Raw genomic sequence first — 13,293 nt, forward strand, 5'->3', positions numbered from 1 at the left:
GTGGGGATGATCAGGTCGGGCTGGATCCGCTCGACCGACTCGCCGTTCGCCCGGCGTCGGAGCACGGTGTGCAGCATGCCGTCGGTGATGACGGGTGGCCGGCCGCCATGCTTGCCCTTGCGGGCTGCCGCGTCGAGCCCTTCGAGGGTCTGAGAACACCTTGTCGGGCGGGATGCCGTGCCTGGCGAGGGCGTCGAGCTGGGACTGGAGTTCCTGGGTGAGCGTCGAACAACGGGCGTTAGCTCTGCGGTTTGAGCGTGTCTCGTAGGAGTGAAGTTCCTTCGCTCGTGCGAGTGTTATCTCCTGCTCTGTCTCGTGTCTCACTCCAGGTTCGTTCCGTGATCCTGCACTACTTCAGTTCCGCCAGGTGGGAAGAGTGGGGCCTGTACGAGCGGCCCGTCATCCGGGAGGCCATGCCAGTCCTCGTCGACGAGGACCTCTGCTTCGAGGACGCTGCGGGGCCTCGGGCGACGGTGGTGATGAACCTGTGGCTCCGGGAGTTACCGGTCAGCGGGGCGCCGTCGCCGAAGTCGTGGCGGACGTACGCCCAGGCGCTCAAGGACTGGGCGGAGTTCCTCGGCGCCCGCCGGATCCCGGTCTTCGCTGATCGGCAGCGGCTTCGGGATGCGTTGTCGCTGTACGCCGAGTACCGGCTGTCCGGGCCGCTGGAGGTGCGGCTGAGTCCGGCGAGCTGGAATCTGGCGGTCAAGACGCTCTCGTCCTTCTACCAGTGGGCGGCGGCTGAGGGGTGCCGCGCCGCCGCACAGTCGTTCCGGTGCCGCTGGTGCTCGCCCCGCCGACGGCGAAGGGCAGAAAGGGCCGCTCCACGTGGATCGACTACGACGATCTGGCCCGGGTCCACGACTACATCGGCTGGGAGCGGGCCGCGGCAGCGGAGGGTTCGTGGTGGCGGCCTCGTGATCCGCTGTTCGTCGAGGCTCCGACTCACGACGGCGCGCTGATCAACGGAACGCGCCGCCGCTGGCACTCCCTCACGCCGGCCGAGCGGTTGCGGCTGGTGGCCCCTGGCGGGGGCAGCGCCCTGCTGGCGGTGCAGGCCGGCGGGAAGCCGTTCGTCGACTGGGCAACCGTTCTGCGCCGGACCGCGCAGCGGATCCGGGACCGCTTTGTGCCGTCCTTCCCACATGTCCATCCCCATGCCACCAGGCACACCATCGAATGCCGTCGAGCACCGAGCGCGTGGAGGTTGGTCGCTGTGACTGAGAAGTTGATCTGGGACCAGTGGGCTCAGCGGGTATACCTGACCTGGCTGGCACGAGACATCCGATACGCGCAGGTCGCGCTCCTGGAGATCCGAACGCGGGCAGGGCAAACGCCGCCGGACCCGCTGGTCTGGATCCCGTTGGAGACCTTCCTGATGTTCAGCGCCAAGGTCTCGAAGATGCTCAAGCCCGTCGGCTTGGATCGACCTGGAGGTCATTGAGATCGAGCTGCGGCGGATTCTCGGCAAGACGACGGAGTTGGTCCCTCGCCGCTTTGGAGGACCCGGGCTTGGCGACTCTGCTGGCTGGCCTGCCGCCGTTCCCGACGGAGCTGCGGCTGGACGCACCGACCCGCAGACCTGACGAGGATGTACGAACCGGGATCGATGTGCAGGCGGCCGCCGCACGCCAGGCCGAGTTCGACGAGGCGATCGCTCGGGCGATTGACGCCTTCGCGGCCCTGGACGAACAGAACAACGACGAGCCGATGACAGACGCCTCCGAGTCGGGATCCGGCTTCGGGGAGCAATGGAACAGTGGTTGGCGTTAAGCATTGACCGACGTCATGGACGCCGTTGACGGCGGGCGTTCCCGCCGGTTACCCGTGCTTGTCCGGTTCGGCGTCGGCGAAGGCGCGGTATCCGCCGAGATCTCGGGCTGGGCGAGGACGTCGCCGCGGTGTACGACTCGGACCGGACCCGGGGCCATCATCGGATGCTGATCCGCCGGCGTAGCGAGGTCGTGTCGGACATTCGGCAAGACCGCCGTCGTCGTCATCACCGCGAAGTCCGCCGGGCGCAAGGTCTTCGGCCTCGCTACCGCAGACGTCCGTCTCGCTTGACCTCTTGCGCGTCAGTCCGGCAGCCAGTGCAGCTCGTGCGCCAGGGTTTTGGCGACGGCACGGATGCGGCGGTGCAGTGGTGACTGCTCGCGTGGGAGGACCAGGTGGATCGTCAGGCTGGGCGCGCCCCGCAGCGGTCGCCAGGTGAGACCGGCCGGTGATGCCGTGACCGCGGCTTCTCCGGCCGGGGCGAGGGTGACCCCGTCGCGCAGGTCGCGCTGAGACATGTCGAAAGAGACTGCGGGCGTGTGGAATCGGGGGTGTGGCCGGGTGTCTCGGAACAGTGCGGACAGCTGATCGTGGATCACGGGGTTGGCCGCACGGTCCGGGAGTCGCAGCGGATACGCGGCCGCGTCGGCGATCTCGATCTCCGGGTGTTCGGCCAGCGGATGGTGCTGCGCCAGCTGGACCCCGATGCGCACACGCCGCAGCAGGAACCGGCGCACGCCACGGCCCGGCTGTTCACCGCGGGTGATCCCGGCATCGATGCGGCCGTCGGCGACCGCGGGGGAGATCTCCGGTGTCGCCATCGGGACCGCGCCGACCTCGAGTCCGCTGTTGCCGCGAATCAACCTGTCCACCAGGGCCGGTGCCGTCTCGGCCCCGGCGCTGAGGCTGTATCCGATGCGCAGCGTGCCCAGTTCACCGGCCGCCGCGCTCCGGGCGGTGTCCCATGCCCGGTCCAGCGCCGCCAGCGCGGGCGGCGCGGACTCCGCCAAAGCCGCACCGGCCGTGGTCAATACGACGCTACGCGTGTTGCGGACCAGCAGGGCCGTACCGAGTTCCGCCTCCAATCGGCGCATCCGGGCGCTGAGTGCGGGCTGTGCGATACCGATCCGTGCGGCCGCGCGGGTGAAGTTCAACTCCTGCGCCAGCACCAGGAAGTACCGCAGGCTCACCGTATCCGGCGCCACGTGCCCTCCCTGCCGATTGATAACGATCCGTTCTGAGCCTATCCCGTACCGGTCTTTCCCTCGACCGCACATCAAGCCCTAACCTGCGCATATGACGATTCAACTGACCGCAGTACCCGTCGCCGGGATCGATCGATCTGAGTGTCAATTCGAAGTCGGACGTGTCCGGCCGAACACAGGAGGTTTCCATGGTTAAGGGCTACTGGGTCAGTGTCTACCCCGCCATTTCCGACCCTGAGAGGCTGACTGCCTACAACAAGCTGGCCCGTCCGGCTGTCCAGGCTGGGGGCGGGCGCCTTCTGTCCCGTGACGGTCGAGTCGTCGCCCACGAGGCCGGAATCACGCAACGCGTCGTTCTGATCGAGTTCGACAGCTTTGAACAGGCCGTCGCGGCATACGAGAGCGAGGCATACCAGAAGGCGCTGGTGGCCCTCCCCGACGGCGTCGAGCGCGACTTCCGCATCATCGAAGGCATCGACTGACCGGCGGGCCCAGCCATCGCTGAGCATCCGTCACCTGATACGCACACGGTGCTGAACGACGACTCACGAGACGAGTTCGAAGCCATGCCCCGCGTCCCAGTTCGTCGTCGACGTCCTCGACGGCCTGATCCCTGTCGGGCGGATCGAAGAAGCGACGCTACGTCCGGGCCAGCTGGACTGTCTCGCTGACCTCGTCCACGAAACTCACCCTCGCCCGAAGCGAACCGCGAACCGCTTCTCACACGACAGATCGGTCCAGCGAACACAAGGCTTTTATGACCAGGGGCGCATCCTGCATCCATCTGCCGTGTGCCCCGTCGGGGCTACTCAGAGTACTGATACACAGTTTGAAGAACCGCAGGTCAAGACCTCTTTCGAGGGGTTTCGATCTGCGGTTCTTCTGTTGTTGAAGTAGCCCAGGGGCGCGCCTGGCTGCGCCAGGATGGCGCACTGGAGCCGGCCGCCCTGCTTCGGGGATCAGGTGGTCATGCCACAGATCTACCGCGAAGGCCCACGGCGGACGCCCCAAGGTCATCGACGAAGACATGCTGACGTTCGCGCAGGCGCTCAAGGACAAGGGCGTCCGCGTGCCCGAGATCGCCAAGAAGATCACGATCAAGACCGGCAAGAACGCCGGGCGACATCCCTCTGTCGCCTCGCCCGGACTCCAGCAGCGGCGAGACGGTGATGATCCAGCGGGCACGCGCCAAGGTGGCCCGGCCGGGGTCCGGGCCACCTTGGACCGATGGGATCAGGCGGGCTGCGGGGCGGGCGTCGCCGGAGCGGCCGCGACCTTACGGGTCTCGCGCATCATCAGCAGGCCGTTGGCCACCATCAGCGTCGCGGTCAGGCCGTGGACGCCGAGCGCGGTGGCCACGGAGCCGTGGTGGGCCAGCACGGTGGTCATGTCGCCGTACGCGGCGAGGGCCTCCACCAGCAGCACCCAGCCCAGCGCCCGGCGGTGGCCCGTCACCAGCAGGATGCCCAGGACCAGGGCCAAGACGACGTCGCGGATTCCCTTGATGATCAGGAAGCCGCCGCCGTCGCCGGACGGCCAGCTCGGCAGGCCGAAGCCCGGCGCCGTCGTCTCCGGGCTCAGGATGAACTCCCCCCCGAACCAGAGGATGAAGAGGATGAAGGCGGCGGCCAGGATGGTGTTGATCTTCTTCAGCGACATCGTTCTTCTCCTTGTGAGCCTTGGTGAGCCTGGTGAGTCGTATGGGGCCTGGTCAGGCGGCGCGGACGCGGCTGATGTGGCGGGCGTGGCGAGGGCGGCCGATGACGTGCCAGATGTCGCGTACCGGCGCGGGGAGGGCGGACGGGAGCGTGGCGCGCTCGTCGGCTCCGGCGGTGGCCGACCACGCCGGGACTGCGGCGTCCAGCCTGGTCAGCGTGACCTCAACGCACTCGTGCTGGGCCTGCGTCCGCAGGACGATGTCCGCCTCCGGATCGACCCGGGACAGGAGCGGCGGCCACAGCAGTTCGGGCCGGCCGCGCACCCGCCCGGACCATGTGCTGGGCGACAAGGGTTACAGCGCCCGTGCCATCCGTTTGCACCTGCGTGCCCGCGGGATCGGGCACACCATTCCCGAGTGGGCGGGTGCCGACCGGCTTTTGACCGCGAGCGCTACGAGCAGCGCAACGTGGTCGAGCGGTGCTTCAACTGCCTCAAGCAGTGGCGCGGGATCGCGACCAGGTATGGCAAGACCGCCCAGTTCTACCAGGCGGCCGTGACCCTGGCCGCGCTGAAGATCTGGATCCGCACAGATTGGAGACGGGCCCTAGAAGCCATGGTCCGCCGGGCCGCCATCGGCCTCACGGCCCGGCGCCGCCCGGGGTGAGGATGTTCATGAGATGTCCGTCGGGGTCGTGGAAGTAAATGCCCCTGCCGCCTTTGGTGCGCTTGCTGTGATAGATCTGCCCGATCTCTTGGCATGCGGGATCGGGTTGGCCAGCGTGACCGGCGTGAAGTGCGCCACCGGCGGATCGACACTCAGGCCGAGGATTTTGGCCAGGAACCGCGCCGAGGCCTGCGGGTCACGGGCGGGGACGATGGTGTGATTCAGTTCCACGGTCACAGGGACTCCGTTTCAGGGACGGGGCTACGCGCGGTGGGGTGCTCGGTGGCCTTGGCGACCCGGCATGGTGCATGGATGGGTGACTGCCCGGGGGAGGGCAGGGCGTCTCCGGCTGCCCTCCCCCGGCTACAGCTGCCGTGTCATACGTCGATCTGCTCGAAGATGTGCGGGTACGACACGATGTCGTCGGGGAACTCGGCAGCCATGCGCTGGAACTCCGGGCTGCCGAACGCCGTGGCGAGAGCCTCGGTCGACTCCCAGACCGCGACGTTCATCAGAAGCCGGCTGTCCGCCGTTCCCTTGTGCATCTGCAGGGAGACGAATCCCGGCTGAGCCTTCATGAACTCGGCCTGCCTCTGAAAGAGGGTCAGGAACGCTTCGGTCCTCTCCTTCGGGACGAGGAAGGTGTTGGCCAGGACGATGGGCCCGGTCTTCTCCTTGAACTGCGCGAACATCGGCGTGTGCGGGTCGAGACTCTGCAGCTTGGCCATCTTCGGTACTTCCTCTCGCTATCGGTCACACGGTGGTGACGACCTGGAGTGCCGCGAGGGCCTGCTTGACGATCTCCTGCCCGATGCCGCCCGTCGCACCGAAAACCGTGAGCTGCATGGCGCGCCCTCCAGGTGTTCCCTCGGTGGGTGAGTGTTCACTCACCCCTGCCACCCTTAGGGTGAGTGAACACTCACCCTCGCGTCAAGGGTGATGGGAGCCCGCATGGAATCGCGTACGGAACGGAAGTCGGCTCGCGTCCGCATCGTCGACGCGGCTCATGACCTCATGCTGGACATTGGGCTCGCCGTAGGACCACCAGGCAGATTGCGAAGGCGGCGGGCGGGCTGGTTCGAAGCGGCGCTGTTCACCGAGGTGTTCCGGGCGGCCCTGCACGGGCTGGCGACCCTGCCCCGGGCAGGACGACTGCCACGTTCATCTGTCGGCGGTGGGTGTCGTCGACCGGGTCGACGGCCCGGAGCAGGTGCAGGGTCTTTGCCGTGACCGGGGCCGCCGTAAATGGATTGAACGAGACGTATCGTCTCGCCTAGCCTCTCGGGCATGACCCATCACGTTGAACCCGCCCATATAGCCATGTTCTCCATCGCCGCCCACGGCCATGTGAACCCCAGTCTGGAGGTGATCCGCGAACTCGTCGGCCGCGGCCACCGGGTCACGTACGCGATCCCGCCCGCCTTCGCCGAGAAGGTGGCCGCGACCGGCGCCCGGCCCGTGCCGTACACCTCCACCCTGCCCGGGCCCGACGCCGATCCGGAGGACTGGGGGACCACGCTGCTGGACAACGTGGAGCCCTTCCTGGACGACGCGATCCAGGCGCTTCCCCAGCTGATCGAGGCCTACGCCGGTGACGAGCCCGATCTCGTCCTGCACGACATCGCCTCCTACCCCGCCCGCGTCCTCGCCCACCGCTGGGGCGTCCCGGCGGTCTCCCTCTCGCCGAACCTGGTCGCCTGGGAGGGCTACGAGGAGGAGGTCGCCGAACCCATGTGGGCGGAGCCGAGGAAGACCGAGCGCGGGCAGGCCTACTACGCCCGCTTCGAGACCTGGCTGGCGGAGAACGGGATCACCCGGCACCCGGACCCCTTCGCGGGCCGTCCCGCCCGCTCCCTGGTCCTCATCCCGAAGGCGCTCCAGCCGCATGCCGACCGGGTCGACGAGAAGGTCCACACCTTCGTCGGCTCCTGCCAGGGCGACCGCGCCGACCAGGGCGACTGGCAGCGGCCGGCCGGCGCCGAGAAGGTGGTCCTGGTCTCCCTCGGCTCGGCCTTCACCAAGCAGCCCGCGTTCTACCGCGCCTGCCTGCGGGCTTTCGGGGACCTGCCCGGCTGGCATCTGGTCCTCCAGGTCGGCGGGCATGTCGATCCCGCCGAGCTGGGCGAGATTCCCGGCAACGCCGAAGTGCACAGCTGGGTGCCCCAGTTGGCCGTCCTGCGGCAGGCCGACCTGTTCGTCACGCACGCCGGTGCGGGCGGCAGCCAGGAGGGACTGGCCACGGCCACGCCGATGATCGCCGTACCGCAGGCCGCCGACCAGTTCGGCAACGCCGACATGCTCCAGGCGCTCGGTGTCGCCCGGCAGTTGAAGACCGAGGAGGCCACCGCCGACCGCCTGCGCGAAGCGGCCCTCGCCCTGGCCGACGATCCGGAAGTGGCCGGTCGGCTGAAGCGGATCCAGGCCGGGATGGCGGAGGAGGGCGGCACCCCGCGGGCGGCGGACCTGATCGAGGCGGAACTGGCCGCGAGCCGCCACTTCAAGTCAGGGCCCGGACGTGTCTCGTAGATGACGCGGAACGGGTTGGGCGGCGGCCGCCGGTTCCGGTGACCCGGCCCGGACGCTCCCACCGCGCACGGAACACGCGAAGGCCCGTCGGTTCCCGGGAACCGACGGGCCTTCACGTCAACGGGCGCTGTCAGACGGTCAGCCGCTCACCCTCGCCGCGCACGGGGGCCGGTGCGGCCGGCTCCGGCGACTCGTCGTGGGTGAGGTCGGGCAGCCGGTGCAGCCACTTCGGCAGGTACCAGTTGCGCTCGCCGAGCAGCGCCATCACCGCCGGCAGCAGCACCCCGCGGATGACCGTGGCGTCGATGAGGACCGCGGCGGCCAGGCCCACGCCCATCTGCTTCATGGACTGCATGGACAGCGTGCCGAAGATCGCGAACACGGCGACCATGATGACGGCGGCGCTGGTGACGACACCGGCCGTGGTGACCACACCGTGCTGGATGGCGTCCCGCGTCGTACGGCCGCGCATCCGCGCCTCGCGGATCCGGGAGACCACGAACACGTGGTAGTCCATGGACAGACCGAACAGGATCACGAAGAGGAACAGCGGCAGCCAGGTGACGATCGCTCCGACGCCCTCGGCGCCCACCAGCGAGGCACCCCAGCCGTGCTGGAAGACCGCGACGAGGATGCCGTAGGCGGCGCCCACCGAGAGGAGGTTGAGCAGGATCGACGTGATCGCCACGGTCAGCGAGCGGAACGACAGCAGCATCAGCAGGAAGGCGAAGACGACCACGAACACGAAGACCGGCACGACGGAGCCGAGCAACTGGTCGTTGAAGTCGTGGCTGCCCGCGACCTGTCCGGAGACCGGCGCCTCGACGCCCGCGACCTTGCCGAGGGTGGCCGGCCGGACCTCGTCGCGCAGCTTGTCCAGGCTCTTGACGGCCCGGTCCATGTCGGAGCCGCCGACCAGCGGTACGGAGATCAGGGCGACGTTCTGCGCCGCGTGCAGCTTGATGTCGACCGGGCCGCGCGAGGCACCCGAGGAGACCGCCTGCGCACGGAAGTCGGCCAGCGCCCGGCGCACCTCGGGCGCGTTGATGTCCTTGGCCTTGACGACCACCTGGGCCGGCTCGGAGCCGCCCGGGAACGCCTCGTTCAGCCGGTCGTAGGTCTGCACCATGGGCAGCGAGTTGCCGAACTCCTGGTCCAGCGTGAGCTGCTGCGTCTTCATGCCCAGCGCGGGCGCGGCCACCGCCAGCAGCGCACCGACCGCCACGGCCGCGGAGACCAGTGGCCTGGCCAGCACGCCGCGCAGCACGGCGCTCCAGAACCGGCTCCCCTCGGCCGCGCCGTGCCGGCGCTTGCGGCGGCCCAGGAACGGGATCCGTCCCTTCTCGACCCGCTCGCCCAGCAGCGACAGCAGCGCGGGCAGCACCGTCACCGAACCGACCATGGCGACGGCCACCACCATCATCGAGGCCAGACCCATCGCCTCGAAGGTGGCCAGACCGGTGAACAGCATGCCCGCCATCGCCACGCACACCGTCACACCGGAGACGATGATCGCGCGGCCGCTGGTGGCGGCGGCGATCCGCAGCGCGGTGCCCGCGTCCCGCCCGGCGTCCCGCTCCTCACGCTCGCGGCGCAGGTAGAACAGGCAGTAGTCCACGCCGACCGCCATACCGACCAGCAGCATCACGGAGTTGGCGGTGTCGCTCATCGGCTGCAGATGGCTGACGAGGCCCATCAGACCCATCGTCGCCATGATCGCGGTGATCGCGAGACCGACCGGAAGCAGCGCGGCCACCAGCGCGCCGAAGGCGATCAGCAGGATGCCGAGGGCCACCGGCACGGCCGAGTACTCGGCCTGCTGGAAGTCGTTCCCGAAGGCGTCCTTGTACTGCTTGGTCATGCTGGCGCCGCCGATCTCCTCGATCCGCAGCGAACCATGGGCCTTCTGCGCCCCGGCGACGGCGTCCACCACCGGCTGGACCCGCTCGTAGGCGGTGTCCGCGTCACCGCGCATGTCGAACTGCACCAGCGCGCTGCGGCCGTCCCGGGAGATGGCGTGGCTGTCGTACGGCGAGGTCACGCCCCTGACCCTGCCGGTGCCCCGGACAGCCTTGACGACGTCGGCGACGGCGGCGCGGAACTCGCCGCCCGTGGCCTTGACGGCGCCGTCCTTGGACTGGACGAGGATCGTCTCCCCGGCCGGTTCCTTGATGCCGGCGTCGTCGATGATCCGCGCCGCGGTGTGCGTCTCGCCCTTGAGCTGGTCGCTCTCGTCCACGTTGACCCGGCCCGCGGCCGAACCGAGTCCCATGGCGAGAACGACGAACAGCACCCATATGCCGACGGCGGCCCAGCGGTGCCGGGCGCTCCAGCCGCCGGCACGGGCGGCCAGCCCCCGCACGCGCACGTCCGTGTTCCCCATGACGGGCTTTCCCCCTCGTGTGCGGTGACGGCCCCCTGCCGCCACGTCTTCGCTTGCTTGTTTCGACGGTATGGGCCGGATAAGAACGTCTCCTCGTACTGCCCGGTGAAGTACGGCGGCCCCGGCTCACCTCGGGGGAGGACGACGGGCCCTTACATCTATCGGTGGTTCTCGGGGATGGGCGTAGGGGGCGGCACATGGGATGTCCGATCCGCCGACAGAGATCCACTTTGTGATTAGGAAAGGTTGTTGAACAAATCACAGCTGCGTGTAGGAGTTGATCCGCACCCTTGTGATCGGCCAGAGTTTCGCGCAACCCGGCGCGCTCGGGTACGGCCGTCGTGCCCGCCCCCACGGGGCACGACGGCCGTTCTAAGGTGGCCGGATGACGACCTATGCGGCGCTGCTGCGCGGAATCAACGTCGGCGGCAGCAGGAAGCTCCCGATGGCCGAGCTGCGCACGCTCATGGCCGGGCTCGGCCACGACGGCGTACGGACCCATCTCCAGAGCGGCCAGGCCGTCTTCACCACCGGCCGCGGCGACGAGGAGTCCCTGGCCGCCGAACTGTCGCGGGCGATCGAGGAGCGGTTCGGCTTCCCGGTCGACGTGCTCGTGCGTGACCACGCCTATCTGAAGGCGGTGGCCGAGGACTGTCCGTTCCCCGCCGCCGGCCTCGAAGCCAAGCAGCTGCACGTCACCTACTTCTCCGCGCCCGTCACCCCGGAGCGTTTCGCGGAGATCGACCCCGAGGCCCACCTCCCCGAGGAGTTCCGCCTCGGCGACCGGTGCCTGTACCTGTACGCCCCGCAGGGCCTCGGCCGCTCCAAGCTCGCCGAGGCGCTTGCCCGGCCGCGGCTCACCAAGGGCGTGATCGCCACCAGCCGGAACTGGAACACCGTGCTCAAACTGGTGGAGTTGACCGCTCCGGAAGGGTGACAGGAGCTGCGGGCCAGACCACCGGACGGTGTGCGAGGCTCTGCCCCCTGCGCTACATCATCATCGGGGCGGGGGCGGTCGGTGGCACCGTCGGCGAGCGTCTGGCCCGCTGAACGAACTGGCGTCGGGGACTTCGAGAGCCGAGCGGCGGCGCCGGGAACTCCGCGGAGCGGCAGGACAGTTGATCTTCGGGCCGGGTTGGCGTTTGCTGTCCCGGGGGCCCGCGGCACGCGGGCGCGAAGCGGCGACGGGGGCACAGTGGACGGGGTCACAGCGGACGGCGCACGGCTCGCGGCACGGTTCGAGGCGGACCGGCCGCATCTGACGGCCGTGGCGTACCGGCTGCTCGGTTCGGCGGCCGAGGCCGAGGACGCCCTGCAGGACGCCTGGCTGCGCGTCCAGCAGGCCGACATCGGCGAGGTCGAGAACCTCACCGGCTGGCTGACCACCGTGGTGACCCGGGTGTGCCTGAACCAGCTGCGGAACCGTCGGAACCGGCGCGAGGACCCCCTGGACGCACACGAGCCGGCCGCGCCCCTCGGCGGCGCGGCCGGCGACCCCGCCCGGGAGGCGTTGCTGGCCGACGAGGTCGGTGTGGCCCTGCTCGTCGTCCTCGACGCCCTGGCACCCGCCGAGCGGGTCGCCTTCGTCCTGCACGACATGTTCGCCGTGCCCTTCGACGAGATCGCCCCGCTGCTGGAGAAGACCCCGGCCGCCACCCGGCAGCTGGCCAGCCGGGCCCGCCGCCGGGTCCGGGGCCGGACCCCCGCACCCGCCGCCGCCGCCCGCCGCCGAAGGGCCGTCGAGGCCTTCCTGGCCGCGACCCGGGGCGGCGACTTCACTGCCCTGTTCGCCCTGCTCGCCCCGGACGTGGTGCTGCACGCCGACGCCCGGGTCGTCCCCACGCCCGAACCGATCACGGTCCGGGGCGCCGAAGCCGTCGCCCGGGGCGCCATGGCGGCCGTGGCTCGCGCCGAGTTCACCGGACTCGCCCTGCTGGACGGCCGGATCGGCCTGGTCATGGCGCCCTACGGGCGTATCCGCCTGGTCCTGGCGTTCACTTTCGACGACGACGCCCGGATCACCGGGATCGAGGTCGTCGCCGAGCCCGAAGGCCTGCGCGGGATCGAGGTCTCCAGCCCCCGCGAGCCATAAGTGGACCAACGAAACAGCAAGGGATTGGACCGGGATTCAGCGCCATTGGTCAACTAGCGTCACTGCCATGACGACGCATGCCGATCACGTCCGTACGACCGACTCCGTCCCCGCCACCCGGGTGGACTTCTTCTTCGACCCCGCCTGCCCCTTCGCCTGGATCACCTCCCGCTGGCTGCTGGAGGTCGAGCGCGAGCGCCCGCTCGACCTCCGCTTCCATGTCATGAGCCTGTACCTGCACAACATCGGCAACGAACTCCCCGACTGGTACCGCGACCTGGTCGACCGCTCGATCGGTCCGGTGCGGGTCGCCGTGGCCGCCGCCGAGCGGCGCGGCGATGCGGTGCTGCGCGATCTGTACACCGCGTTCGGCACCCGGATCCACGACCGGGGGATCAAGGACTTCGACGCGGTGGTCGCCGAGTCCCTCGCCGAACTCGGGCTCCCGGCCGACCTGGCTGCCGCCGCCCACGACCCGTCGTACGACGACGCGGTGCGCCGCGGCCACGAGGCGGGCGCCGAGCCGGAGTCGGGCGGTTACGTGGGCACGCCCACGATCCATGTCGACGGCACCGTGTGGTTCGGTCCCGTCCTGCGGGCGGTCCCGCGCGGTGCCGAGGCGGCGGAACTCTTCGACAGCTTCCGGGTGCTGGCCCGCCACCCCGACTTCTTCGAACTCAAGCGCACCCGCACCGGAGCGCTCCGCTTCGACTGAGCCCCGGTCGCAGGAGGTTGGGAACACCCACATGTCAAGTCCCCGGTCACACAGAGAGATTGGCTGATAAACGTCCCTCCGGTTCGACGGCCGTCCCCGGCTGGTGACACCTGTGACGGAACCGACGCAGAACCAAGAGCCGACCGCGGTCCGACGTCACAGGGGAACGCCGGACCGTGGCGGCCCCGGTGACCGGAACTTCGCGACAGACCCGCCGGGTTGTCCCTAGGGTGAAGCGGGCGCATCAGGCCGGAGGGGGACGGATGAGTACGACGG

Annotated in this window: 12 protein-coding genes and 5 pseudogenes; 10 read left to right on the forward strand and 7 right to left on the reverse strand. The window is 69.5% G+C overall.

Annotated features, from left to right (window positions below):
• Positions 1-479: 479 nt before the first annotated feature.
• From AVL59_RS54095 to AVL59_RS12090, 3 genes and pseudogenes are all read left to right on the forward strand, one after another.
• Positions 480-689 (forward strand): annotated as a pseudogene (locus AVL59_RS54095) (site-specific integrase); the annotation flags it as partial.
• An 86-nt stretch (positions 690-775) separates the two neighbouring features.
• On the forward strand, positions 776-1,444 hold the full coding sequence (locus AVL59_RS54100) for a hypothetical protein (protein WP_067302667.1): 669 nt from the start codon (positions 776-778) through the stop codon (positions 1,442-1,444).
• A gap of 68 nt (positions 1,445-1,512) precedes the next feature.
• Positions 1,513-1,773, forward strand: a complete 261-nt coding sequence (locus tag AVL59_RS12090; RefSeq protein WP_159399897.1) for a hypothetical protein — start codon at positions 1,513-1,515, stop codon at positions 1,771-1,773.
• Between the two features lie 302 nt (positions 1,774-2,075).
• Here the strand turns inward: AVL59_RS12090 and AVL59_RS12095 are convergent, their stop codons facing one another.
• Entirely contained in the window at positions 2,076-2,978 is a 903-nt protein-coding gene (locus tag AVL59_RS12095) for a LysR family transcriptional regulator (protein ID WP_067302673.1), read from the reverse strand.
• Between the two features lie 188 nt (positions 2,979-3,166).
• Between AVL59_RS12095 and AVL59_RS12100 the strand changes: the two genes are divergently transcribed.
• On the forward strand, positions 3,167-3,460 hold the full coding sequence (locus AVL59_RS12100; RefSeq protein WP_067302676.1) for a DUF1330 domain-containing protein: 294 nt from the start codon (positions 3,167-3,169) through the stop codon (positions 3,458-3,460).
• A gap of 751 nt (positions 3,461-4,211) precedes the next feature.
• On the opposite strand, the gene AVL59_RS12105 is transcribed toward AVL59_RS12100, so the two are convergent.
• Positions 4,212-4,637, reverse strand: a complete 426-nt coding sequence (locus AVL59_RS12105; protein WP_067302679.1) for a DUF4267 domain-containing protein — start codon at positions 4,635-4,637, stop codon at positions 4,212-4,214.
• 52 nt (positions 4,638-4,689) lie between these two features.
• Positions 4,690-4,986, reverse strand: coding sequence for a hemerythrin domain-containing protein (locus AVL59_RS52065; protein WP_159399898.1), 297 nt, complete (start codon positions 4,984-4,986; stop codon positions 4,690-4,692).
• Between AVL59_RS52065 and AVL59_RS52070 the strand changes: the two are divergent.
• Positions 4,943-5,301, forward strand: a pseudogene (locus AVL59_RS52070) (transposase); the annotation flags it as partial. The gene AVL59_RS52065 and the pseudogene AVL59_RS52070 sit on opposite strands and share 44 nt — an antisense overlap.
• Here the strand turns inward: AVL59_RS52070 and AVL59_RS47885 are convergent.
• From AVL59_RS47885 to AVL59_RS51245, 3 genes and pseudogenes are all read right to left on the reverse strand, one after another.
• Positions 5,276-5,538: pseudogene (locus AVL59_RS47885) on the reverse strand (VOC family protein). The pseudogenes AVL59_RS52070 and AVL59_RS47885 overlap by 26 nt on opposite strands.
• Positions 5,539-5,678: 140 nt before the next feature.
• Positions 5,679-6,029 (reverse strand): antibiotic biosynthesis monooxygenase family protein, encoded by a 351-nt coding sequence (locus AVL59_RS12120; RefSeq protein WP_067302687.1) that lies wholly within the window; start codon positions 6,027-6,029, stop codon positions 5,679-5,681.
• Between the two features lie 28 nt (positions 6,030-6,057).
• Positions 6,058-6,147 (reverse strand): annotated as a pseudogene (locus AVL59_RS51245) (epimerase); the annotation flags it as partial.
• A gap of 105 nt (positions 6,148-6,252) precedes the next feature.
• Between AVL59_RS51245 and AVL59_RS56320 the strand changes: the two are divergent.
• Positions 6,253-6,371: pseudogene (locus AVL59_RS56320) on the forward strand (TetR/AcrR family transcriptional regulator); the annotation flags it as partial.
• Between the two features lie 217 nt (positions 6,372-6,588).
• On the forward strand, positions 6,589-7,827 hold the full coding sequence (gene mgt, locus AVL59_RS12125; RefSeq protein ID WP_067302689.1) for a macrolide-inactivating glycosyltransferase: 1,239 nt from the start codon (positions 6,589-6,591) through the stop codon (positions 7,825-7,827).
• Positions 7,828-7,957: 130 nt separating this feature from the next.
• Here the strand turns inward: mgt and AVL59_RS12130 are convergent, their stop codons facing one another.
• The gene (locus AVL59_RS12130; RefSeq protein WP_099053047.1) at positions 7,958-10,210 is read right to left on the reverse strand and encodes an MMPL family transporter; all 2,253 of its coding nucleotides are present in this window, start codon (positions 10,208-10,210) and stop codon (positions 7,958-7,960) included.
• Between the two features lie 385 nt (positions 10,211-10,595).
• Here AVL59_RS12130 and AVL59_RS12135 point away from each other — a divergent pair, with 385 nt between their 5' ends.
• The 3 genes from AVL59_RS12135 to AVL59_RS12145 all read left to right on the forward strand — a co-directional run bounded on the left by AVL59_RS12135 (position 10,596) and on the right by AVL59_RS12145 (position 13,017).
• The gene (locus AVL59_RS12135; protein WP_067302691.1) at positions 10,596-11,147 is read left to right on the forward strand and encodes a DUF1697 domain-containing protein; all 552 of its coding nucleotides are present in this window, start codon (positions 10,596-10,598) and stop codon (positions 11,145-11,147) included.
• Between the two features lie 258 nt (positions 11,148-11,405).
• Positions 11,406-12,302 carry a sigma-70 family RNA polymerase sigma factor gene (locus tag AVL59_RS12140; protein WP_067302693.1) on the forward strand — a complete coding sequence of 299 codons (897 nt, stop codon included), beginning with the start codon at positions 11,406-11,408 and terminating at the stop codon, positions 12,300-12,302.
• 67 nt (positions 12,303-12,369) lie between these two features.
• Positions 12,370-13,017 carry a mycothiol-dependent nitroreductase Rv2466c family protein gene (locus AVL59_RS12145; RefSeq protein ID WP_067302695.1) on the forward strand — a complete coding sequence of 216 codons (648 nt, stop codon included), beginning with the start codon at positions 12,370-12,372 and terminating at the stop codon, positions 13,015-13,017.
• Positions 13,018-13,293 lie beyond the last annotated feature (276 nt).

The sequence above is a fragment of the Streptomyces griseochromogenes genome, assembly GCF_001542625.1.
Taxonomy (GTDB): Bacteria; Actinomycetota; Actinomycetes; order Streptomycetales; family Streptomycetaceae; genus Streptomyces; species Streptomyces griseochromogenes.